Below are 23,074 nucleotides of genomic sequence, written 5' to 3' on the forward strand. Positions count from 1 at the left end.
GAAATTCTTCTGAGGCTTTTTCGATATCGATCGCTATTGCTTTCTTAGTTCTTTGCAGGCGTAGCCGGAGTTGTTGTACTTGTGCTCTTAGCTGCATCTGCAGGAGGTGTAACACCCAGTTTCTTAAATACAAGGTTAGTGATGTTATCTGACTCAGGAGCAACCAAAACAACCACTGCTGACTGGTATCCGGCATCAGAATTAAGTACGTAAGTGTAACCCGCTTCTTTAGCCACATCATCAATAGCTTTCTGGATTTTATCCATTACAGGAGCCAAAAGCTCTTGTTGCTTACGTCCTAAAGCTACTTCAGAATTCTGTTGAAATTCCTGGATTTCACCTTGCTTGTTTTGAAGAGATTTTTCTTTATCGGCACGAATCACAGCTGACATAGAAGCACTGTTCTTCTGATAATCTTCATACGACTTTTGAAATTCAGCTACTTTCTCACCGTAAATTTTGTCATATTGAGCTTTTTCTGTAGCCAGCTTAGTCTGAATATCTTTTGCTGCAGGTAGGTTCTGCAAAATATAATCTACATTGGTATATCCTATTTTGATGCCCTGTGCATTAACGTTAAATCCAGCAAAAAAAACGAAAGCTAAAACTGTTAAAAAAAATTTGATTTTCATTTCTGTAGTATTAAATATTTAATTTGGTTGTTTATTTATATAATAAATTATTTTTTACTCACGCCAATTCCAAGATCTTCGATGATGTAATCTGTGTAATCATGCCTTGGATCAGCATAGATCATACTCATATCGGAAGCTTTGTCAAAGATAAACATAAGTTTTTTCTGTCTCGCAATTTTTTCACAGGATTTGTATATTTCATCCATGATCGGCTTGATTATCTCCTTTTTCTTCTGAAAAATAAGTCCATTCATTCCGAAAACGTTATTATTCAGCTCCTTAACTTCTTCTTCCTTCTGCTGTATCTCATTCAGTCTTTCACGTTTCATATCGGCAGTTAAAAGGATTTCTTCTTGTTGAAACTTCTCTTTTAACTTATCCAGGTCATTATATTTGGTCTTGATATCCTTTACCCATTTATCAGCATATTGATTCATCGACTCATTCGCTGCTTTATATTCTGGCATCTTATTCATGATATATTCAATATCAATATACCCGAATTTCTGAGCAAAAACCTGCGTACTACCAACCAATAACAATAGAACAAATAATATCTTTTTCATTTTTGCTCAATCAAAACCTTTTAATGTTGCTGATTTATTCATTTGACTTACTAAACGTACCAATGGTTAATTTCTGATATATTATTAACAGAGTTTTAACACATTAACGGATTTGCTGCCCGATACTGAACGTAAAGTTTTTCAAGCCTTTATTCTGTAATCCCGGAATCGGGTCAAAACCATAACCATAATCAAGACCCAGCAAACCAAAGGCAGCCATGAAAATCCTGGCACCCACACCGGCTGTACGTCTGAGTTTGAATGGGTTGTAATCCTGATAACTTCCCCAGCTGTTTCCGGCCTCTGCAAAACCAAGCACAAAGATGGTTGCCTGCGGATTAAGTGACACAGGATATCTGAGTTCAAGAGCGTATTTGCTATAGACGATACCACCTTGTCTGGTACTGATACTGGAGTTTCCGGTAAGTAAGTCAGTTTGTTCCTGCAGTGACCTTTCTTTTACAACGGCTTCTTCATAACCTCTTAATCCTATCAGGTCAGCACCCACGTTCATGGCATTCTGCATACCCATACCTGCACCACCGAGAATAAACCTTCCGAACGGACTGAATCCGGTAGTAGAAGAATATTTACCCAGGAAGCCCATATTGGCTTTGGCGTGGAATACCAGCTTGCCTACCACAGGAGTATACCAGTCGGCATCAAACATCCATTTATGACCTTCAAGCCAGTTATAAGGACTTGCAATTACTTTTTCTTTGTCTCTCAGTAGTGAGTACGGCGGGTTAAATGTAGCTGACAGGTTAAATGAAGACCCCGATCTTGAGAAGGTAGGGTTATCCAGACTGTATCTTGAAAGGTTGATACCCAATGAAAGGTCGTTGGCCACCCCTCTTGTAAAGCCGGGAATAAAATAACTGTCAAATACATTATAACGCTGATAAGAGAGCGTACCACTCAGGTTGAAGTTCCTGTCAGGCCAGTTCAATCTTTTACCATATGTTACAGAGGCACCGGTGTTTTTGAAATAACCATTACCGTAAATACTTGAACCCAGCAATGCCGAGCTGCTTGAACCATATAATTTGGCAAGTCTCGCAGAATAACTCCTGTTATCAGACGAAGTATGGAACAAACTCACAGAGAATGAATTCGGTTTTTTACCGCCCATCCACGGTTCTGTAAATGAGATCGAATAAGTCTGATAAAAACGTCCACTGGCCTGCATACGAATAGCCAGACGCTGACCGTCTCCTTTAGGCAAAGGTTTGTAAACACCTTGTCTGAACTTAAGCATGTCTTTAATCGCAAAGTTGTTAAATACGATACCGAACGTACCGACAAACCCTTGCAAACCTCCCCATCCACCGGAGAGTTCTATATTATCATTTGACTTTTCTTCTACATTATATTCCACGTCTACTGTACCGTCTGCCTGCGGAACAGGCTTAGGTTCAATTTTCTGCGGATCAAAATAACCGAGCTTTGAAAGCATCTGGGTAGTTTCGATCAAGTCGGTTTTACTGAATTTCTGCCCCGGTTTGGTCAGAATCTCACGCATCACCACATGGTCGCTGGTTTTGGTGTTACCATTCAGGACAATCCTGTTGATGGTAGCCTGCTTACCTTCAAAAATCCTCATCTCTATGTCTATCGAATCACCTTCAATGGCTACTTCAATAGGCTGACAGCTAAAATAAAGATAACCATCATCCATATAATAGGAACTCACGTCATTCTGAGGAATACCGTTAATCTTTTTCTCCAGTTCTTCCGGATTATACAAATCTCCTTTTTTAACACCCAGAATCATAGAAAGGGTATCACTTGATCTGAGGTAGTTACCACTCCAGGTGATATTACGATAATAGAACTTCCTGCCTTCATTCAGATTAAGAACGATATTTACGTTTCTGTCATCCACTTTAATGAGAGAGTCAGATACCAGCTGGGCATTTCTGTATCCCCGCTTCTGGAACCATTTAACCAATGTTTCCTTGTCTTCGGCAAATTTCTTTGGTACGTACTTTGAAGGAGAAAAAATTCTGAGGGGGGCTTTCACTCTGGTGCCTTTCATTTTAGAAAGGGCTTTCCATTCCGGCACTTCTTCTATACCGTTCAGTTGTATACCGGATATTTTGACCTTATGCTTCTTATCGATATTAAATACCAAAGCTGCATTATTGGCTCTGAGTGTATCTCCTATCTGCTGAACCTGCACCGTTGTATTCAAAAAACCTTTTTCGATAAAATGCTTCTTAATGGTCAGCTGAAGGTTTTTCACCATGGCATCGGTGATTACCTTGCCCTTATTGGTTTTGATCTTTTCCTCCACACTTTCCTGCTCACCTTTTCTGATACCTTTGAGAACAATCTTGTTCAGCCTCGGCCTTTCTTTAAGATTAATATCAAGCCAGACTTTCTTACCCTCTACTTTGGTGATGTTAATGGCTACTTCTTCAATAATCCCTTGGTCCATTAATCTCTTCATGGCTGTCGAGATCCTTTCACCAGGAATGAACAACTGGTCATTGACATTAAGGCCTGAAACTGAAATCAGTGTATTGGGATCAAGGAATTTCACACCGGAAACGGTGATACCTGCAATGACATACTCCTGAGGATTCTCAAAATCGACTATGTTCTGAACTTTGGGGGTTTCATTTTGTTTTGCTCCGATACCAATCCTGAACTGGGCTTTGGCCATAAAACTGTAAAAAAAACAAAAACAAATGACCAGTGCCGGTCTAAGCCTTATAGCTTTCATCATGTATGTTAGGTACTTTTAACTTGATCTCCTGTTTTTCCAAATCTCCTTTCTCGTTGCTGATAGGTCAAAACAGCATTAAATAAATGTTCTTTTCTGAATTCAGGCCAGTAGATATCATCCATAAAAAGTAATTCAGCATAGGCAGATTGCCATAACAAATAATTACTGATCCTGTGATCTCCACCCGTCCTTATTAGTAAGTCGACATCCGGGGCCTCTTCCGTTGCCAGGTACTCACAAAAATTTGTTTCATTTATATCTTCAACCGCCATTTTACCGGCTTTGACTTCTCCTGCAATGCTTTTAACGGCCTGAATTATATCCCATTTCCCACTGTAACTCAGGGCCAGGATAAGCGTCAGTCCGGTGTTGTCTTTAGTCATCTCAATCGCCTCATCCAGTTCTCTTCTTGCCCTGGAAGGCAACTGATCCTTATCTCCGATGGATTTAAGTTTTACATTATTCTTGTGTAGTTCAGGCACCTCATCCCGTATGGTTTTTACGAGAAGTTGCATGATTCCGTCCACCTCCAGCTTAGGCCGGTTCCAGTTTTCAGTTGAAAAGGTATATAATGTAAGGTACTTTATTCCAATTTCAGAACATGCCTCAACAGTATCACGCACAGATCTGATGCCGTGATGGTGCCCGAAAATCCTCATGGCACCCTGTTTTTTAGCCCACCTGCCGTTTCCGTCCATAATAACGGCGATGTGCTTGGGTAAATTGCTTAAATCAATTTTTTCTTCCACTTACTATTGCATTAAAAATCGGGTCAAATTACAGCTTTTTCTTCATCAAAATCAAAAAAGGAATGCAAAGTTAAGAAAAAACAAGGCTAATAAAAATAAATTGAAAATCAGTTATCTACCGGGAGGACAATAAACCTTATAAAAGACGTAGCTGATATAAAAATTGGTGTAAAAATACTTGTCTGCCTGTGGAGTATTGGCCATGTCATAGAGATCGATTGGGGTACTTCGTCCTTTATAGAAATTCCTCTGAGGACTGTAGCTAAGTCCGTCAAACAGATCCGACTGCTTCTTATTTAACAGAAATCTTGAACCAAACTCAATACCGAAATTCCATTGGTACTTCCACACCTTTTTTATTCCTACACCAATCGGTATATTATAGTTAGGTGTGTTTCCATGTTTTATAACACGTACAATGCCACCGGAATAAATGTTCTGTCTGGGATTCTGATGAGCTCCGAAACCACCAAAAAGATAAGGAGTCCAGTTCGAGTTAGACCTGGAAGTTGATCTGAAATTCAGGAAATTATACTCTACCTGTCCTGAATATTCCACAATAAGGTTCCTGAAACGAAAACCCCTGGCTTCATTTAAAGCATATCCTGACTTTTTATCATCCCCACTCACCCATCCTCCCATAGCCCCTACTTTAAAGGAAAGTGAGTTATTGAAGTTATACCTGGCCAGTAAATTCCCGGCAGCATGGATATTAAAAGGCCGGAATGAAGGGTTAAGGTCTCCCTTATAATGTGTAACGCCCGCTCCTACACCCACTTCCATTTTCTGGGCTCTTAAAGAGGGTATACAAACAATGAAAAGGAATAAGGTTTTTTTTATCACAATAATACTTTTGGGTATTCAGGAAACACAAAGTTCCGTTTTTTATTCCAATTATAAAAATAGTAGTATTATATCATTTAATCGGTGGGCATTTAATGGAGTTACTGAGTATATAGCTGATAGTAAACTGGGTAACAATATATACATCTAAAGGACTTTGTCCTCCTCTTTTACTTCCTACCCCAAATCCATAATAATCCGCTGCGTTGTTTACAGGAGACATTCCTGTAGTACTTGTCCCCGGAGACAGTTTCTGGACAATTTGCAAAAAAGAAGGCAGCCTGTCTTTTAAACCATTAGCTGTCCTGTTTTCATCAGCTCTGTAAGCCAGACCGGCAGCATCAGGACCAAGATTACTTAATAACACCGCAGGATCGACATAAGCATCAGAGCCGACATCATCCAGATAATCAAATGGTGTTATTCTTAAGGAAGCCTCAGCAGTAAAATCGAACTTTTCATTGATTTTTACTCTTACTCCGAAACCTATCGGCATTACCGGCTGAATGAGCGAATAGGGCTTCTTATATCCCGGAATACCCTGACCCGCAGTACTGTAAGGCTTAAGAGATGCCCAATCTGACTCAACAAGATTACCGCTCGCATCAAGGGTGGGCCTCAATTTAGCCTGGGGGTTGTGCCCGTAAAAGCCGATACCGATAGCAAAATAAGGAACTACTGAACTTCTGCCCTTGGCTCCTTTGCCCTCCTGTGGTACCAGGTTAAAAAGACCTGAAATAGTAAATTCTTTGATATCGTTTCTGAAGTGCAGGTTTCTAAGGTAATTATTGAATAATTTCTCAAAATTACGATTGGAGTAAGTATGATCATCTCCGGCAATCCTGGCATAGGTAAAAGACACCCTGGCCGCAGCATTGGTGGTAAGGAAACGGGTGTAATTGATGCTTCCGTTCCATCTGACATTGGTGTAAAGACCGTAGTAAAAATAAGTGTAAGGTGCCAGATCTCCGAAATAGTGCGATGTGCCCGCCCCGACTCCTATCGTAGCATATTGACTCAGTAGTTTTTGTTTACTGAAAATTCCGTTTTTTTGTGCAAAAGTAAGATTACAAAAAGCCAGTATCAAAATGAAAGCAAGACCTGTTTTTCTTCCTGATCTATAGAGCATAGTTATTCTCATAAAATTTTGAAAAGCGTATTCAGAACGCTCAGAATGTTTTTTTTATTGTCTACTTTTTGGTTTAGCGAAAAATCATTCTCTCACACCCTGTTTCTGACATCCTTTCCCCAGCTAAGTTTTTCCCGCAATGTGGTCAGGAAACCCTCTCCTTCTATCGTTACGAGCTTAGCCTTAAAGTCTTCTTTCCTGATGTTGATATCTGCCTCCACATCCCCGATAATTTTAGCCCTGGCATCCATCGAAACCAGGTAATTATTACTCCGGCTTTCTACTTTCAACGAGATCAGGCTGTCACTGGAAACCACAATCGGCCTCACGAACAAATTATGAGGACAGATGGGTGTTATAATAAAGTTATCGGAATGCGGCATGACCAGCGGCCCTCCGCAACTCAGATTATAACCCGTTGATCCGGTGGACGTTGCCACCATCAATCCGTCAGCCCAATAGGAATTCAGAAACTCTCCGTTGATATAAGCATGAATGATAATCATGGAAGAGGTATCGGTCTTCGATATCGCTATTTCATTCAAGGCAAAATTCGTGCCTTTTTCAAATAATTCGATATCTGAATCCGCGTGGACCATCGTCCGCTCGTCTACCGAATATTGCTTATTAATGATTTTCTGGATCGTTTCCTTGATGTGCTGTGGCTGAACGGCGGTCAAAAAACCCAGTCGCCCGAAATTAATACCCAAAATTGGAAGCTCCCTGTCGCCAACATGACTGAGGGTTTCGAGGAAAGTACCATCACCGCCCAAACTCAGTACAATGTCCGCGTCAAAGATTTCACTCCTGGAATCGTAGAATTGTTGTGTTTTGAAATTGATCCCTGATGAAGAGAGTATTCTGGCAAAGGAATTGGAAATCTGAACAGGTAAATCATTTTTATCCAACTCGTCAAAGATTTCCTGAACATGTGCTTTTGATTCAGGTTTGAATTCACGACCATGAATGGCAAACTTCATAAGACAACTATTTTTTTAACAAAAATAGCTTAAAATGCATTAAGGGGAATTAAATACTCAAATATTTCATCAACATATCATACCTGTCTTTTTCAAGACTATCGACAGGCTCGCTGGTATGATAGGATTCTACCTCAAAACCAAAGCGGTTGAGGGTGCTGAGCAGAGAAGAAATGTCTTTCCTGTTAAGTTTCAGGGTAAGCTTAAGATTATTATCAAGGTCGTAAGTCGAGCCGGTCAGATAAGATCCGATAATTTTGATTTTTTCAGACTCAACCAGCCTTGAAATCTCCGTAAGAGAGTAATCTCTGTTCTTAAGATTGATCTCAATCACAGAACCCTGCTCTCCGAAACCAAGTTCGGTTATAAATGACCTGGTGACCTCAGAGGTATTGATGACACCCAGAAAATGGCTTTCGTTGTCCAGAACCGCCATAAAAGAAACGTTTTCTTCTACCAGACTTCCGATGATCTCGTAAATATGCTGGTGTCCGTAAACAAACTTGTCCTGATATAAGGGCAGAATAGCGTCAAGCTTCTCTTCGTAATCAAAATTAAGCAGGATGTCTTCTGTGAAAATACCTAAATAAGTCTGCCCGTCTGCATAAACCAGCTGGTCGTAACGAAAATCGGTCATCAGCTGTAAGGCTCTTTCAACAGAGTCTCCAGGTTTCAAAACCGGTAATTCATTATTTATAAGATCTGCAGCCAGCATATTGCTTAAATTTATTTATACTTCTTCCGGTATAACACTGGTTTTGAGTATCGTGTTCAAAAACTTACCCATTATTTCATTAAACCGCTCAGGTCTTTCCATCATCGGAGCATGGCAGCACTTATCAATAAAGTGCAATTCTGAGTTAGGAATCAGGCGGTTAAATTCGTGTCCTACGTGCGGCGGGGTGATGGTGTCATTGAGTCCCCAGATCAGGCAGGTAGGCACGTTGATGGCCGTAATATCCTTGGCCATATTGTGACGTTGTGCAGATTTCGCAATCTGAACAATATTCATACACTTGGGAATGCTCGAAGTTATTTCAAAAACTTCGTCAAGAAGCTCTTTTGTAGCTGTTTCGGGCTCGTAGAAAGTGTAGGCTACTCTTTCCTTGATATATTCATAATTCCCTCTTTTAGGGAAAGATCCGCCCATGGTATTTTCAAACAACCCTGATGAACCGGTAAGGATAAGCGATTTCACGTTGTCAAGATGAGCAAGAGTATATAGCAATCCCACGTGACCGCCAAGTGAATTACCCAGTAAAATGATATCTTTCAATTGTTTGAATTCCACAAAACGCTCAATAAAAGAACGAAGTCCGTCAAGACTGGCTTCTCTCATCGGCATATCGTATATCGGCATCACCGGAATGATGATCCTGCAGTTATGTCTGAATCCTTCTATTACCCCGTCAAAATTACTTAAGGCCCCAAAAAGACCATGTAAAACCATCAATGGCTGACCCTCTCCTTCATCTATATAACGGAATTCACCGTGGGTTTTTACGTCGTAAGTCATAAAAAACTATTCGTTTTTATTTGCTGATTTTTAAAATAATACACAAAATACTACTATTAATGTGAAGAATCAAAACATTTTTGTCGTATCAATGATATTAAACGACCTGAATCTTGAAATCCTTCTCTTCTAACCTCTTATAATATAGTAATTTAATAGACTAATAACTTCAAAAGTAAGCTAACAGACTACCGGAACTCTTAGAAATTTTCCGGATTTCTACTGACGGTCTTTCAGGAAGTCCCTGATCTGAGCCTCGGCCAGAGTCACAATTTCTTCAGAAGTTTTACCTTTCGATTCAATGGGCTCAAGGGTGTTCCAAGCCATCCTGGTAAAGGACCTCAGCGGAAAAACCCCGGTAGGATTAAACTTCCCGGTGTTTTGAATGGCGATAGGTACCACGAGAGCATCAGGGCAACGTTTCAGAAGCGTAGATACCCCACCTACTGAAAACGGCTTTAACTTCCCGGTTCTGGACCTTGTGCCCTCCGGAAAAATAACGCCTGAATACTGATGCTCGTAAATGTATTTGCCAAAACGGGCAATCTCAAGGATGGCCTGTTTAGTGTCTTTTCTGTCGATAAGTGCTGCTTTACCTACCCTGAGATTATAAGAAATACTGGGAATACCTTTTGATAATTCGATTTTGGAAACAAACAAAGGCGTATGTTTTTTCAGGAACCAGATGATTCCCGGAATATCAAACATGCTTTGGTGATTGGAAATAAATATCTTGGTGCGGCCCTCAGGAAGTTCTGTTTGCTGATGAAAATGAATGGTTGATCCGGTAAGGTACCAGCCGTGGGTGATGAAGAAATTCAGCCATTCCACAGATTTCTGGTGGACTTTCTGCCCGAAAAACTCGTAGCAGATGTATTGAATCCCATGAAAAATAACTAAAATTAATCCGAAATACAACAGATAAACCGCACTCAGAACATAATCTAAAACTACCTTCATTCATTTAAAGTTTAAAATTCCGGGTGCAAAAATACTCAAATTTTCCTGCCGATTGACAGGCCGGTGAGTTAAAAATCATTTCTCATAAAAATATAACACGAGATGAATGCCTTAATAAAGACGGTCGTTTAGACACCATAACCTCAAAGAACTACCCTGCATATATACCTCCCGGAGGCAGAACTTATTTATTTTGCAATTTTATCTGGTATGATTTTTTATCATTACTTTTGTTGTATTGTTAAATTAAAAAAGAATCATATGAATTTACCCATGTCAAGGATTGAGGTAATGAAATTTTTGGGTCAAAAAATAGATGAATTGGTTAATGAATTCCTTAAACCGATTGATAAAAACTGGCAACCTGCTGATTTCCTCCCCGATTCGAGTTCGGAAAAATTTATGGAAGAGGTAAAACTTCTGCAGGAATCCTGCAAAGAGTTACCTTATGACTATATGGCTGTATTGATCGGAGATACCATTACAGAAGAAGCTTTACCCACTTATGAATCCTGGCTGATGACCGTTGAGGGCATAGACCAGGTGAATGAGCCGGCCGGATGGTCGAAATGGGTAAGGTGGTGGACCGCTGAAGAAAACCGTCACGGAGATTTACTGAATAAATATCTGTACCTGTCCGGACGTGTCAATATGAGAGAGATGGAAACCTCAACGCAGTATCTTATTGCTGATGGTTTTGACATCGGAACGGGCGTGGACCCTTACCGAAACTTTGTATATACTTCTTTCCAGGAGTTGGCTACGAACATTTCCCACAGGAGAACAGCTACGCTTTCAAAGCAATACGGCAACAATCAGCTTTCGAAAATCTGCGGGATGATTGCTGCAGATGAAATGCGTCATGCCAAGGCTTACAAAACTTTTGTAGAGCGAATCTTCGAAGTGGACCCTTCGGAAATGATGCTGGCTTTTGAAGATATGATGAAAAAGAAAATTGTTATGCCTGCCCACTTCCTGAGAGAAAGCGGAGTGAAAATGAGCCAGACTTTTTCTCACTTCTCTGATGCCGCACAGCGTCTGGGTGTTTATACTACTTATGATTATATCCAGATACTGGAAGACCTGATCGCTGAATGGAAGATAGAAAATATGGGAGGGTTCAATGACGCGGCTGAGCGTGCGAGAGACTATGTGATAGCCCTGCCGAACCGTCTGAAAAGAATTGCTGAGAGAACCAAGGTGCCTCAGCTGGAATATGAGTTCAGCTGGATAACCAGGTAATTGTCAAGACAAAAGAGAAAGAAAAAGGCTAAGTTTATTTTCTGTTCTCAATCTGATTCCTGTATTAACAGAAATAACATGAGAAAAGCACCGTTTTAAAAGGCGGTGCTTTTGTTTTTATTTATGCCTGAAAAGAGGGTGATTCTCTTCGCCGGCAGTAATTTAACTCAAAAACCCCGGATTAAACTTTTTTTCACAATTCAGACCTTCCGGATAAATTTGGACTCTTCCAATTAAAACTTTGACAATCAAGAGTTTACTTAAATTTAATTTTAAGATATTTATTTATTCGGTTTTTAATTCCTACCTTTGCAGACTTTTTGATAAAGACTGCCTTAAAACAGCCTGTTTTCAAAGATTTAAAGTTCATCAAAATTATCCCTCGAAAAGAGGAAATTCAATGCAAGAAATAAGAAATATTGCGATCATTGCTCACGTTGACCACGGTAAAACTACGTTGGTTGATAAAATCATTCATGCGTCAAAAATCTTCAGAGAGAATCAGGAGTTTGGAGACTTGATTCTGGACAACAATGATCTTGAACGTGAAAGAGGTATTACCATCGTTTCCAAAAACGTTTCGGTAAGGTACAATGGTGTAAAGATCAATATTATCGATACTCCGGGTCACGCCGACTTCGGTGGCGAGGTTGAGCGTGTGCTTAAACTGGCTGACGGTGTTATTTTGCTCGTAGATGCTTTTGAAGGCCCTATGCCTCAGACACGTTTCGTGTTAGGAAAAGCTCTTGACTTAGGTTTGAAGCCAATCGTGGTAGTAAATAAAGTTGATAAAGAAAACTGCAGACCTGACGAAGTACATGAAAATGTTTTCGACCTGATGTTTAACCTTAACGCAACTGAAGATCAGTTAGACTTCCCTTGCCTTTACGGTTCATCAAAACAAGGCTGGATGAGCACTGACTGGAAAACGCCAACAACCGATATCATTCCTTTATTGGATTCGATCATCAAAAACATTCCGGCGTCTCCTGTTAATGAAGGAACTGCACAAATGCAGATTACATCTCTTGACTATTCTTCTTTCGTAGGCCGTATCGCTGTAGGCCGTGTAGCCCGCGGTACTCTGAAAGAAGGGATGCAGGTTGTATTAATCAAATCTGACGGTTCTCAGAAAAAAATGAAAATCAAAGAACTTCATGTTTTTGAAGGTCTTGGCAAAGTGAAAGTAGCAGAAGTAGGTTCTGGAGAAATCTGTGCCGTGACAGGTATCGAAGATTTCGAAATCGGTGATACTATCGCTGATGCGGAATTCCCTGAAGCATTGCCAAGAATTTCTATTGATGAGCCGACAATGAACATGTTGTTTACCATCAATAACTCTCCGTTCTTTGGTAAAGAAGGTAAATTTGTAACTTCAAGACACATCCGTGACCGTTTGATGAAAGAGACTGAAAAGAATCTTGCATTGAGAGTTCAGAGTGGTGATACAGAAGATAAATTCATCGTATTTGGCCGTGGTATTCTTCACTTGTCTGTTTTGATCGAAACGATGCGTCGTGAAGGTTATGAACTTCAGGTAGGACAGCCTCAGGTATTGTACAAAGAAAATGAAAACGGTGAAAAACTGGAGCCTATCGAAACTTTGGTAGTTGACGTTCCGGAAGAAACCGCAGGTAAAGTAATCGAACTGGCTACGCAAAGAAAAGGTGAGCTTCTGATCATGGAACCGAAAGGAGATTTGCAACACCTTGAGTTCAACATTCCTTCGAGAGGTTTGATCGGTTTGAGATCAAATGTTTTGACAGCTACGCAAGGTGAAGCCATCATGAACCACAGATTTAAATCTTACGAGCCGTACAAAGGCCCGATTCCAGGTAGAATTAACGGTTCAATGATCTCTATGGGTAATGGTCCGGCCATCGCCTACTCCATTGATAAACTTCAGGACAGAGGTACATTCTTCGTAGATCCAGGTGAAGAAGTTTACATGGGTATGGTTATCGGAGAGCACAACCGTCAGAATGATATCGTGGTGAATGTTCAGACTTCGAAAAAACTGACCAACATGCGTGCTTCAGGTTCTGATGACAACGTGAAAATTGCTCCGAAAATCAATTTCTCTCTTGAAGAGTGTATGGAATATATCCAGAAAGATGAATACCTGGAAATTACACCTAAGACACTTCGTATGAGAAAGATTTATCTTGACGAAAACGAACGTAAGCGTATGGAGAGGGTTTCAGAGACCAACTCTGTATTTGCATAATACTGACCGGATATTGATACAAAAACCTCAGAGAATTAAGCATTCTTTGAGGTTTTTTTTTAGTTTTGGACATAATTAAAAGAGAATGAAACAATACCTGGTTTTAGGAAGAGACGGAAAAGATGAACAGGCCCTTGAAAGAAGAATGGGTCAGCGGCCACAGCATTTTGAAGGGGCCAGAAAACTAAAATCCAAGAATAATTTTATTGTGGGCGGAGCCATGCTCGACGACAACGATAAAATGATCGGTTCGGCGATGATCGTTCAGTTTGAAACGACCGACGATTTAAATGAATGGCTGGCTGAAGAGCCTTATATCAATGGTAAAGTGTGGGATTCTTATGAGGTAATTCCCTTCAGAGTAGCCGATGTCTGAGATAAAATACATGCAGAGAGCTTTGGAGCTTGCAGCCCTGGGAACAGGCTCTGTGAGCCCGAATCCTTTAGTGGGCTGCGTGATTGTTTTCCAGGACATCATCATCGGAGAAGGCTGGCATCAGCAATATGGCGGACCACATGCTGAGGTCAATGCCGTCAATAATGTTTCTGATCCTGAAAAATTAAAGGAGTCTACAGTTTATGTTACCCTTGAACCCTGCTCCCATTTCGGCAAAACGCCGCCGTGTGCTGATCTGCTGATCAGGCAGCAGGTTAAAAAAGTAGTGATATGCAACATCGACCCGTTCCCTTTGGTGGCCGGGAAGGGCATTCAAAAGCTAAAAGATGCCGGAATAGAGGTAGAAACAGGTTTGCTTGAAAAAGAAGGCCGGCACCTGAACCGGAGGTTTTTCAAATCGGTTGAATCGGATCGTCCGTACATCATCCTGAAATGGGCAGAAACAGCGGATGGTTTTCTGGCAGGGGCAGATCAAAAGCCGCTTAAAATAACCGGTGCATTTTCAGATATGCTGGTACACAAATGGCGTTCTGAGGAAGACGCCATTATGGTAGGCACCAATACAGCAGCGATTGATAATCCATCTTTAAATGTAAGACACTGGGAAGGAAAAAATCCGGTGAGGATATTGATTGACAGCACCTTAAAACTCGATAGAAACCTGAGGGTATTTGATCAGTCACAAAAAACCATCATTTTCAATACTGTTGAAGACCGAACAGAAGGAGAAAATCTCTATATCAGAATCAGCAAAAACTCCGAAAACCTCAGCGAGATCCTGGATAAACTTCATGAGCTGAAAATAAGGTCCGTTTTTGTAGAGGGAGGAGCCACACTGCTCAACAGCTTTATCCGCAGCGGATTATTTGATGAAATAAGAATTTTAAAGAATAAATCAGCCATCAAAAGCGGGATTCCCGCACCACATGTACCTCCCGGAATAAAACTGATAAAAACCGGGCTGTTTGAAGAAGATGAATTAAGCGTTTTTTTAACCTGAGTTCCAACCTTTGGATCAAAATTTGAATCATAACCTGTAACCCTTATACATAGTACATCAGACATTTTTCGTTTGACGGTATTATACTCTTTTCAAAACATGACGAGTCATACCGAGATAGTTGAGGCTTGCATCCGTCAGGATCGGGCAGCTCAGAAGCAGTTTTATGAACTGTTCTCAGGGAAACTATTTGCTGTAGCGATGAGGTACATGAAAAACAGAGATAATGCCCAGGACGTTTTACAGGATTCTTTTGTCAAAATTTATAAGAATCTGCAAAATTTCAGGTTCGATTGTCCGCTTGAAGCCTGGTTAAAAAGAATAGTGATCAATACTGCCTTAAAAGCTTTACAAAAGCAACCGGACTGGCAAATTGGAATGGACGATAATCTGCAGATAGAAACGACGATCACCCATTCGAATTTCGGATTCGAAAACCTGAAATATGATGCTTTACTGGCCATGATCGGTGAGCTGCCGGAAGGTTGCCGTATGATTTTCAACCTTTTTGCGATTGAAGGCTATAAACACAATGAGATATCTGACATGCTGGGTATCACAGAGGGAACATCCAAATCACAATATTCCAGGGCGAGACAATTGCTGATGGAAAAATTATTAAAAGAAAAGAGGAAGGAAGACAGGTCGATGGAAGATTTAAATTTAGAAGAAAACAGGAAGGATATTTTATTATAAAATGGAGTCTAAACCTAAAAAAACATTCGAGGACCATTGGGCAGAGGCGTTTAAAGACGCTTCGATGGTTCCGCCTGATCAGTGTTGGGATAACATTGAAAAGGAGTTGGACAAAAAAGAAGAAAGAAAGCCTTTTCTCCTGATCTGGAGAAACAAAGGCCTGGCCTCGGGCATAGCTGCCATGCTTCTGCTTACCTTAGGCTACGTACTGTTTCAGAAAAACGGCCGTTTGAATACAGTTAGATCTGAAAGTGTTGCTCTGAAGCCTGAAATCAAAGCTTCAGAAAAAATGAATGATACAGATAAAGAATCACAGGTTATTGATAAAAATACAGCTATTGTTACTGAAAAAGTAAAAACACCGGAGCAGAAAAACGACCTGGCTGAGGCCACCTATTCGCGGAAGCCTGAGGTATCTATCAGCAAAATTTCTGTTGCAGCCACCAGTGTTGTCAGCACAAAAGAGACTGTAACCGTTGCGGCAATTCAACCGCCGGCATGGATTGATGAATCAAAAACCCTGGCCGCTTCAGATCAGATTGAAAAAACTACATTCGGTAATGTAACCACTCTGGCTGCCGCTGATTTTGAGCCTTACGGCAACCGATTTAACAATAAAAGAGAAAAGCTGTCTTACGAATTCCCTGAAAATACAGATGTTGTAGCTTCTGACAATAAAAGCAGGAAAGGATTCTGGATGGGATTAAATTCCGGTGTTTCACCGTTTAATCCTAATTATTCAGATTCGAATTTTGGTAGTGACGCCGTAAGTTCTGCCAATAAAGTATCGTCCGAGTCCTTTAATTATGCATCTTCGTCTTCTGTTCTTCCCAACAACAGACCCTCTTCACAACCAACCAATCAGATTCAGAACGGGAGAGCAGTGAACATCGGCATAACCATGGGCAAAAAACTAAGCAAAAGACTTGGGCTTGAATCGGGTTTCCGGTATTTAAGAGCCAACTCGAGCCTGCAAACCAATGTGTATGCCATCAATGAAAACACGGGAGAGATCCAGGCTTATTTTCAGGCCAATTATCTGAATCAGAGAGTCAATACCGATAATACCATCATTTCTTTGTCTGAAAACGGCAATCAGGCCTATGATTACATGAGCATCCCGATGCAAATGAGCTATCAGATTCCTATTTTGAAAAAACTGGACCTGCAATTACTCGGTGGTTTATCCGGAGACCTTTTCCTCAGAAGTGTTTTAAGTGGAGCTAACTCCGGCAAAAATACCTTGACAGCCTCTAATTCAACTTACAAGTCACTGAATGTAAGCGGACTTGGTGGAGCAAGACTGAACTATGCCGTAGGTAAAAACTGGGAAGCTGTTTTCGGATCATTCTATCAGCACTCACTGAACTCCGGCTTAAAATCAGGGAATCATCTTTCTTTCAAGCCCAAGATGTTTGGTTTGACTTACGGCCTGAATTATAAGTTCTGATTTCACCAGCGACAATCAGGTACGATTATCTCCTAAATTCAATTTCTTTGCTTATTTTGCAATATTAAACTGCTTTAAGCCAAAGAATATGAAAACATTTTACTGCATTATTTTTGCCGTTTGTTTTTGCCTGTCTTCTTCCATCAGTCAGGCTCAGTCTTTTGAACTGGAAGAAATCACGGTAGATCAGCTGCAAAACCTGTATAAATCAAAAAAGTATACTGTAAGGCAGGTCGTCAACATTTATCTGAAAAGAATAGATGCGATAGACAAGAAGGGCCCAAAGCTTAACTCTGTCATTGTTGTTAATCCTGACGCTCTCAGAATAGCGGATCAGCTGGATAAAGAGCTTAAAGCCGGCAAATCCAGGGGGCCCCTTCATGGTGTGCCGGTCATTATCAAAGACAATATTGATACCCATGACAAAATGCCCACTACTGCCGGATCCAGGGCCCTGATGAGCTCCATTGCTCCGAAAGACAGCAAAGTAGTGGAAAAACTGAGAGAGGCCGGAGCAGTGATCATTGCCAAAGCCAACCTGAGTGAATGGGCTAATTTCAGAAGTGACAAATCGTCCAGCGGATGGAGCGGCGTTTTAGGACAAACTAAAAACCCGTATGACCTCAGCACCAATCCCTGCGGCTCAAGTTCAGGATCCGGAGCGGCCGTGTCAGCCAATTTATGTGTGCTTGCCATTGGCACCGAAACCAACGGCTCTATCGTTTGCCCGGCCAATGCCAACGGTGTAGTCGGTATAAAACCTACGGTGGGTTTAATCAGCCGCTCAGGCATCATCCCTATCTCATTTTCCCAGGATACACCCGGGCCGATGACCCGGACCGTAAAGGACGCGGCTGTTATGCTGGGTTCACTGACCGGAACAGATAAGGAAGATTCAAAGACCGCTTTAAGCGATAAAAACGGCTTGAAGGATTATACACCATACCTCAAATCGGACGGATTAAAAAACAAGAGAATCGGCATTTATAAGGGCCCTCTCGGCAAACTGGCGGAAGTGGACACGCTGTTTTTCCAGGCGATAGAACAAATGAAAAAACAAGGGGCTATCTTCGTTGAGATTGATAAAATGACGCAGGTAAAAAACACGAATGGTTCTTCTTTCCAGGTCCTGCTTTATGAGTTTAAGGACGGCCTTAATAAATACTTTGCCTCACTGGGTGATAAGGCCCCTGTAAAAAGTCTGAAAGAGTTGATTGCATTCAACAAGACCGATTCTGTGGAAACCAAAATTTTCGACCAGCAACTGCTTGAACTGGCAGAGGCAAAAGAAGACCTCAGTTCTCCAAAATACTTGTCAGCCTTAGAAAACATGTTAAAAGGCACACAATCGGGTGGTATAGACAGTGTGATGAATGCCCATAACCTGGATGCCATCATTGCTCCTACCGGCGGCCCGGCCTGGGAAACCGACTGGAAAAACGGCGATAAGTTCTCCATCGGCAGCTCCTCTCCCGCAGCCATTGCAGGGTATCCAAATATCTCCGTACCGATGGGATTTGTCGGCAACTTACCTGTAGGAATCTCATTTTTTGGCAAAGCCTGGACAGAACCCGTTCTGATCGAAATCGCCTACGCCTATGAGCAAAAAAGCCTGAAAAGAAAAGCCCCGCAATTCCTTAAATAAAACACTTCCGATGATTGATTTTTTTGATATTAATAAGGTCTTCATTACTTTGATGGGGTATTCCATGAGTCATCTGGAATTCTGGGCCACGGTAACAGGGGCTGTGGCGGTTTGGCTTTCGGCCAGAGAAAACGTCTGGTCGTGGATCATCGGTATCCTGAATGTTATCCTGGCTTTCATTATGTTTTACCAGATTCAACTGTACCCGGACATGTTCCTGCAGGTGTTTTTTCTGATTACCAATCTTATCGGTTTCTGGGCCTGGAAATTTCCGAAAGAAATTGATGCCAACCATAAAAACGAATTAAAGATAAGCAAGTTAACACCCAAAAACATCGTTACACTCGGCGTCATAGGGATACTTTTTACGATACTGATGGGAGCATTCTCTAAAAATCTTCATGCTATTATGCCTAAATTGTTCAGCCTGCCGAGTGCGTTTCCTTATATGGATTCATTTACGACCATCATGAGTATTCTCGCGACATTTTTGCTGATCCGGAAAAAAGTGGAAGCCTGGTGGGTATGGTTACTGGTGGACGTGATCAGTACCTATATGTATTATATCAAGGAAGTGAAGTTATACTCCCTCTTGTACCTGATCTTCTGTTTCATCGCGGCTTTCGGAGCCATGGAATGGACAAAAAGATATCTGAAACAAACGTAAGAATTCTCACCGATTGATGGTGAGAATTCCTACCTGTCATTATTTAGGCATCGAAGGCCTGACTTCAATTTTACTTGGGAGCGTTCTTGCCGGCATTTTGATCAGATCAGAAACGATCTGGCCGATATCTTCCGGCTGTATTTTCCAGGCATCAGCATCTGAGGGTGTATGTCCGTTAAAATATGTGGCTACTGAGCCCGGCATAATGGTCGTCACTTTAATGCCTTCATTTCTTACGTCCATCATCAGGGCCTGAGAGAAACCAACCAGACCGAATTTGCTGGCATTATAGGCCGTCCCTTTGTTAAAAAAGTTAGTGCCGGCCAGACTGGCAATGGTAATGAAATACCCTTTGGTGGCTTTCAAAGCTTCCAAAGAAGCCTTTGCTGAATAAAACACGCCTGTAAGATTGATGTCAATGGTTTCATTCCACTGTTCCAGGGTAAGGTCCTGAAACGGCACCAGATGGCCTACACCGGCGTTGGCAATGAAATAGTCTATCCTGCCCCAGTGCTTTATCACAGTATCTACAGCATGCTGCTGTGAAGCAAAGTCTTTCACATCTGAAGCCAGTCCCAAGGCAAAGCCTTCTTTGATCTGGTTTAATTGGGCTGCGGCCAGTTCGGCGGCCACAGAAGAGCGGCTGGTAATGGCCACGTTGATGCCTTCCCTGATCAATACTTCTGCGATACCCAGTCCGATTCCTTTAGAACCTCCGGTAATGAATGCTACTTTTGTTGTCATGAGCTGTTGATCTTTTATGGTCTTTAAACTGTAAAACATTTTATCCCGGATAGAATTCCAAAAATCTGCATGTCACAGATAAAATCTGCATTCCTAAAAAGCATAATAAAGCCCCAGGTTTATATTTTCTTCCACGTCTCCCCTGATAAACAGCTGATAATCGACGTGGAAACCTGCCAGGAGATTGTTTTTTATCTTGTATTTATAATCGATTCCAATACTGCCTCCCATGGTAAGATCTTTCCTGTAAGTGGGCCGCGTAAAGAAGTATTGGAATTCTTTCGGGGCATTAGGATCAGGGTTTCTGAAGTAACTGCCTGATCTGAACTTGGCCGTTTTCAGACTGACCCCATTCACACTTAGTCCCAGACTGTGTTTTCTGATTTCGAACAGATTTACCAACACCCCAAGATTGAACTTCTGAGAATGATTGGCATTGTAAAATATAGGGTATGGATTATCCGGAACATTGCTTTCGATAAAATTATTCCCTTGGGCCAGGCTCAACCTGGTCTGAAACCAGAGCTTTTTCCAGAGTTTCCGCTCATACGTTGCTGTGGCATTGGCTCCCCAGATGTCTCCTGACCCGAAGAATGTTTTCCCGGCAGACAGGCCGATGATGTTCTTTTTTTCCTGGGCTGAGACCTGTGCAGCCCTTAATGAAAACAATAAGACGAGTAAAGAGAGTTTGTTCATAAGGAAATTACGGAAATTCTGTGTTTAAAATACTGGAGTAAGTCTCATTGGAAATTGACACATTAAAATTTTACTTACAAACACCAAAAGTCTCAACCGGTTTAAATGCTCCGATTAAGACTTTGAGTTTTGTTTCCCGGAATTAAAAAAACCGGAATTTCTAAGAAGAAAAGTGTTTCCTATTAAAAAGGAATAAACCCACGGAAGCAATTTCAAAAACTACTCCAAATATCATCATGTAGCGTGCAAAATCTATATAAGCATGCTTGATAAAAAGCAGAACGCCGACGCTTGCAATTACGAAACCAATTAGGAAAAGAATAGTGTATTTTTTCATTATTTTGATATTTAAAATGAATACTTATTTGCTAATAAATCAAACCCTATTTCATTCTCTATAATAACAGTTAAATGTACAAATTTACAACTACTAATTAATCTAAGGTAGTAAGTATTCTATACACAAACTGTACAGGCAATTATAGCCGCCACAAGATACAAAGACCAATTGCCGGCAATGTCGCATTGCCAATCTGACTCACATGTGGCTTTAGCTAATTGATACTCACAGTTAAAGTCATTTCCTACGCATTGCCAGGTACACGCCTGAGACGACGCCGGGCGAGCATTGCTTAAAGAAAACCTTAAATCAGATGTAAACTTCTTAAATTTTGTAATTTTATTATTGGTAAGAGTTACTTCATTTAGCCTGGAATAATCTGCATTGTAAAAGTTAATATCACCATTAAAGGAAAGTTTCCCATCAATTTCAGAACCAGTAACTGAACTTTCTCTAATAAATGATGTAACTAAGTCAGGCGTGCTGGATTTATAAGCAACCACCAATTCTCTTTTATATGGGCCACTTTCTGGTAAAGCTATTATTAGAAATCTTACAGAGGTATCACTAAATGCAATTTTTTGTATTTTATTAAATTCCAAATTGGGAATATTTGATTTTAAAATTTGAAATGACTCTGAATTTTTAAAATTGACAAATACCTCGTCGTTCTCTGAAACATTACTGGTTTCCAAGATTGTTATTTTCTTCGACTGTTGAACTTCAGAAGGTTTCAATTCTTTTCTCTCTCCAGAACAACCCAAAATAAAAAAAATCAAACATGAGAACATTAATAGACTAATTCTGACATTTTTCATAAATTTACACCGTTTAATTGTTATAAATTGAACATTAAAGCCTCCGACGGTCCGCCAAGATTTGACGGAGGCTTTATACTTTGCAAAAGTCAAAATACTTTGTGATATTATAAATAGACGATTGTCCATTTGAATGACCCCATATATAGACAATTGTCCATATATGTAACTACAAGAATTCCTTATTATTTAAAGTAATAGATCTCAACTCTTTCAACTATTACTTTCTCACAGGCTGGCTCCTGATTCTACTCAAATGCCTTGGGCTGATATTCAGGTAGGTGGCGATTTTCTTAAGCGAAATGCGGTTCTGAAGATTTGGATATGCTTCTATAAACTTCTGATATCTCAGCAATGTATCTTTCTCTCTTAAAAGTTCAAGTCGGCGTTCATATTCCATAAGACCTCTCTCCTGCAGCATTCTAACTATTCTTTCCATTTTAGGAATAGTCTCCAGTAAATATGTTAGGTCTGCTTTTGAAATGATTACAACCGTTGAGTCTTCTTCTGCTAAGATATAACACTTCGAAGGCCTATCTTCCAGAAAACTTCTGACATTATAAACAAAGTTACCCTCGCCCATGATCCATGAAGTGCAGGCATTATCTTCATAAGTGTTATTGCCGTCTGCAAGGTGAAATGAAGTATCAGAGTCATTTTGAGAAAGATGATAATATTCTCTTAAGAGCCCGGTTGTAATAAAAATAATATGTTCTGAATATTCTCCTTCTTTAAGTAAAAATTCACCCTTAGAATATTTCTTTACTTCCAGGCACCTTTTTATAAGGTCTAATTCAACTTCATTGAAACTAGTAAACAAAGAAAGGGTTTCAAGATATGCAGATTTCGGATTCATTTTGTCTATCAATAGTTTTGGATTTAAATCGCTGCAAATTATAATTTTTCTAAAAAATTTCAAACTTTTTATTCTTCAACAAGTTTTAGATGAACTATCAAGATACCGGCGTTAAAAAAAAGAACACATACCCAAATTATAATAGCATAAACCCCTGAAAATCTATAATTTTGCAGAATTCTCTTTT

Annotated in this window: 22 protein-coding genes; 8 read left to right on the forward strand and 14 right to left on the reverse strand. The window is 40.5% G+C overall.

Annotation, left to right across the window (positions count from 1 at the left end):
* Positions 1–44: 44 nt before the first annotated feature.
* The 10 genes from GVN16_RS06055 to GVN16_RS06100 form a co-directional block, all read right to left on the reverse strand.
* The gene (locus tag GVN16_RS06055; RefSeq protein ID WP_166562951.1) at positions 45–632 is read right to left on the reverse strand and encodes an OmpH family outer membrane protein; all 588 of its coding nucleotides are present in this window, start codon (positions 630–632) and stop codon (positions 45–47) included.
* A gap of 47 nt (positions 633–679) precedes the next feature.
* Positions 680–1,201: an OmpH family outer membrane protein gene (locus tag GVN16_RS06060; RefSeq protein ID WP_166562952.1), complete on the reverse strand. Its 522-nt coding sequence runs from the start codon at positions 1,199–1,201 to the stop codon at positions 680–682.
* Between the two features lie 103 nt (positions 1,202–1,304).
* The gene (locus GVN16_RS06065; RefSeq protein WP_229244063.1) at positions 1,305–3,932 is read right to left on the reverse strand and encodes an outer membrane protein assembly factor; all 2,628 of its coding nucleotides are present in this window, start codon (positions 3,930–3,932) and stop codon (positions 1,305–1,307) included.
* A gap of 5 nt (positions 3,933–3,937) precedes the next feature.
* A complete protein-coding gene (locus GVN16_RS06070) occupies positions 3,938–4,681 on the reverse strand; it encodes an isoprenyl transferase (RefSeq protein WP_166562953.1) in 744 nt (247 codons plus the stop codon).
* A 111-nt stretch (positions 4,682–4,792) separates the two neighbouring features.
* Positions 4,793–5,524, reverse strand: coding sequence for a DUF6089 family protein (locus GVN16_RS06075; protein WP_166562954.1), 732 nt, complete (start codon positions 5,522–5,524; stop codon positions 4,793–4,795).
* Positions 5,525–5,597: 73 nt separating this feature from the next.
* The gene (locus tag GVN16_RS06080; RefSeq protein ID WP_166562955.1) at positions 5,598–6,665 is read right to left on the reverse strand and encodes a DUF6089 family protein; all 1,068 of its coding nucleotides are present in this window, start codon (positions 6,663–6,665) and stop codon (positions 5,598–5,600) included.
* Between the two features lie 80 nt (positions 6,666–6,745).
* Entirely contained in the window at positions 6,746–7,633 is an 888-nt protein-coding gene (locus GVN16_RS06085) for an NAD kinase (RefSeq protein ID WP_166562956.1), read from the reverse strand.
* A 49-nt stretch (positions 7,634–7,682) separates the two neighbouring features.
* Positions 7,683–8,348 carry a CBS domain-containing protein gene (locus GVN16_RS06090; protein ID WP_255490225.1) on the reverse strand — a complete coding sequence of 222 codons (666 nt, stop codon included), beginning with the start codon at positions 8,346–8,348 and terminating at the stop codon, positions 7,683–7,685.
* 15 nt (positions 8,349–8,363) lie between these two features.
* Positions 8,364–9,149 (reverse strand): alpha/beta fold hydrolase, encoded by a 786-nt coding sequence (locus GVN16_RS06095; protein ID WP_166562958.1) that lies wholly within the window; start codon positions 9,147–9,149, stop codon positions 8,364–8,366.
* A gap of 219 nt (positions 9,150–9,368) precedes the next feature.
* The gene (locus GVN16_RS06100; RefSeq protein ID WP_166562959.1) at positions 9,369–10,109 is read right to left on the reverse strand and encodes a 1-acyl-sn-glycerol-3-phosphate acyltransferase; all 741 of its coding nucleotides are present in this window, start codon (positions 10,107–10,109) and stop codon (positions 9,369–9,371) included.
* A gap of 261 nt (positions 10,110–10,370) precedes the next feature.
* Here GVN16_RS06100 and GVN16_RS06105 point away from each other — a divergent pair, with 261 nt between their 5' ends.
* From GVN16_RS06105 to pnuC, 8 genes are all read left to right on the forward strand, one after another.
* Positions 10,371–11,351 (forward strand): acyl-ACP desaturase, encoded by a 981-nt coding sequence (locus tag GVN16_RS06105; protein ID WP_166562960.1) that lies wholly within the window; start codon positions 10,371–10,373, stop codon positions 11,349–11,351.
* 400 nt (positions 11,352–11,751) lie between these two features.
* On the forward strand, positions 11,752–13,578 hold the full coding sequence (typA, locus tag GVN16_RS06110) for a translational GTPase TypA (RefSeq protein WP_166562961.1): 1,827 nt from the start codon (positions 11,752–11,754) through the stop codon (positions 13,576–13,578).
* Between the two features lie 85 nt (positions 13,579–13,663).
* Positions 13,664–13,954 carry a YciI family protein gene (locus GVN16_RS06115; RefSeq protein ID WP_166562962.1) on the forward strand — a complete coding sequence of 97 codons (291 nt, stop codon included), beginning with the start codon at positions 13,664–13,666 and terminating at the stop codon, positions 13,952–13,954.
* A 10-nt stretch (positions 13,955–13,964) separates the two neighbouring features.
* Positions 13,965–14,975, forward strand: coding sequence for a bifunctional diaminohydroxyphosphoribosylaminopyrimidine deaminase/5-amino-6-(5-phosphoribosylamino)uracil reductase RibD (gene ribD / locus GVN16_RS06120; protein WP_229244064.1), 1,011 nt, complete (start codon positions 13,965–13,967; stop codon positions 14,973–14,975).
* Between the two features lie 99 nt (positions 14,976–15,074).
* Entirely contained in the window at positions 15,075–15,671 is a 597-nt protein-coding gene (locus GVN16_RS06125; RefSeq protein WP_166562964.1) for an RNA polymerase sigma factor, read from the forward strand.
* Between the two features lies 1 nt (position 15,672).
* Positions 15,673–17,121, forward strand: coding sequence for a hypothetical protein (locus tag GVN16_RS06130; RefSeq protein WP_166562965.1), 1,449 nt, complete (start codon positions 15,673–15,675; stop codon positions 17,119–17,121).
* A gap of 88 nt (positions 17,122–17,209) precedes the next feature.
* The gene (locus tag GVN16_RS06135; protein WP_166562966.1) at positions 17,210–18,766 is read left to right on the forward strand and encodes an amidase; all 1,557 of its coding nucleotides are present in this window, start codon (positions 17,210–17,212) and stop codon (positions 18,764–18,766) included.
* A gap of 10 nt (positions 18,767–18,776) precedes the next feature.
* Positions 18,777–19,433, forward strand: coding sequence for a nicotinamide riboside transporter PnuC (gene pnuC / locus GVN16_RS06140; RefSeq protein WP_166562967.1), 657 nt, complete (start codon positions 18,777–18,779; stop codon positions 19,431–19,433).
* A 39-nt stretch (positions 19,434–19,472) separates the two neighbouring features.
* Here the strand turns inward: pnuC and GVN16_RS06145 are convergent, their stop codons facing one another.
* From GVN16_RS06145 to GVN16_RS06160, 4 genes are all read right to left on the reverse strand, one after another.
* Positions 19,473–20,177, reverse strand: a complete 705-nt coding sequence (locus tag GVN16_RS06145) for an SDR family oxidoreductase (protein ID WP_166562968.1) — start codon at positions 20,175–20,177, stop codon at positions 19,473–19,475.
* 93 nt (positions 20,178–20,270) lie between these two features.
* Positions 20,271–20,873: a hypothetical protein gene (locus tag GVN16_RS06150; protein ID WP_166562969.1), complete on the reverse strand. Its 603-nt coding sequence runs from the start codon at positions 20,871–20,873 to the stop codon at positions 20,271–20,273.
* A 456-nt stretch (positions 20,874–21,329) separates the two neighbouring features.
* Positions 21,330–22,031, reverse strand: coding sequence for a hypothetical protein (locus GVN16_RS06155; protein ID WP_166562970.1), 702 nt, complete (start codon positions 22,029–22,031; stop codon positions 21,330–21,332).
* 220 nt (positions 22,032–22,251) lie between these two features.
* Positions 22,252–22,887: a Crp/Fnr family transcriptional regulator gene (locus GVN16_RS06160; protein WP_166562971.1), complete on the reverse strand. Its 636-nt coding sequence runs from the start codon at positions 22,885–22,887 to the stop codon at positions 22,252–22,254.
* Positions 22,888–23,074 lie beyond the last annotated feature (187 nt).

Origin of the sequence: Emticicia sp. CRIBPO, assembly GCF_009905725.1 — a bacterium.
Taxonomy (GTDB): Bacteria; Bacteroidota; Bacteroidia; order Cytophagales; family Spirosomataceae; genus Leadbetterella.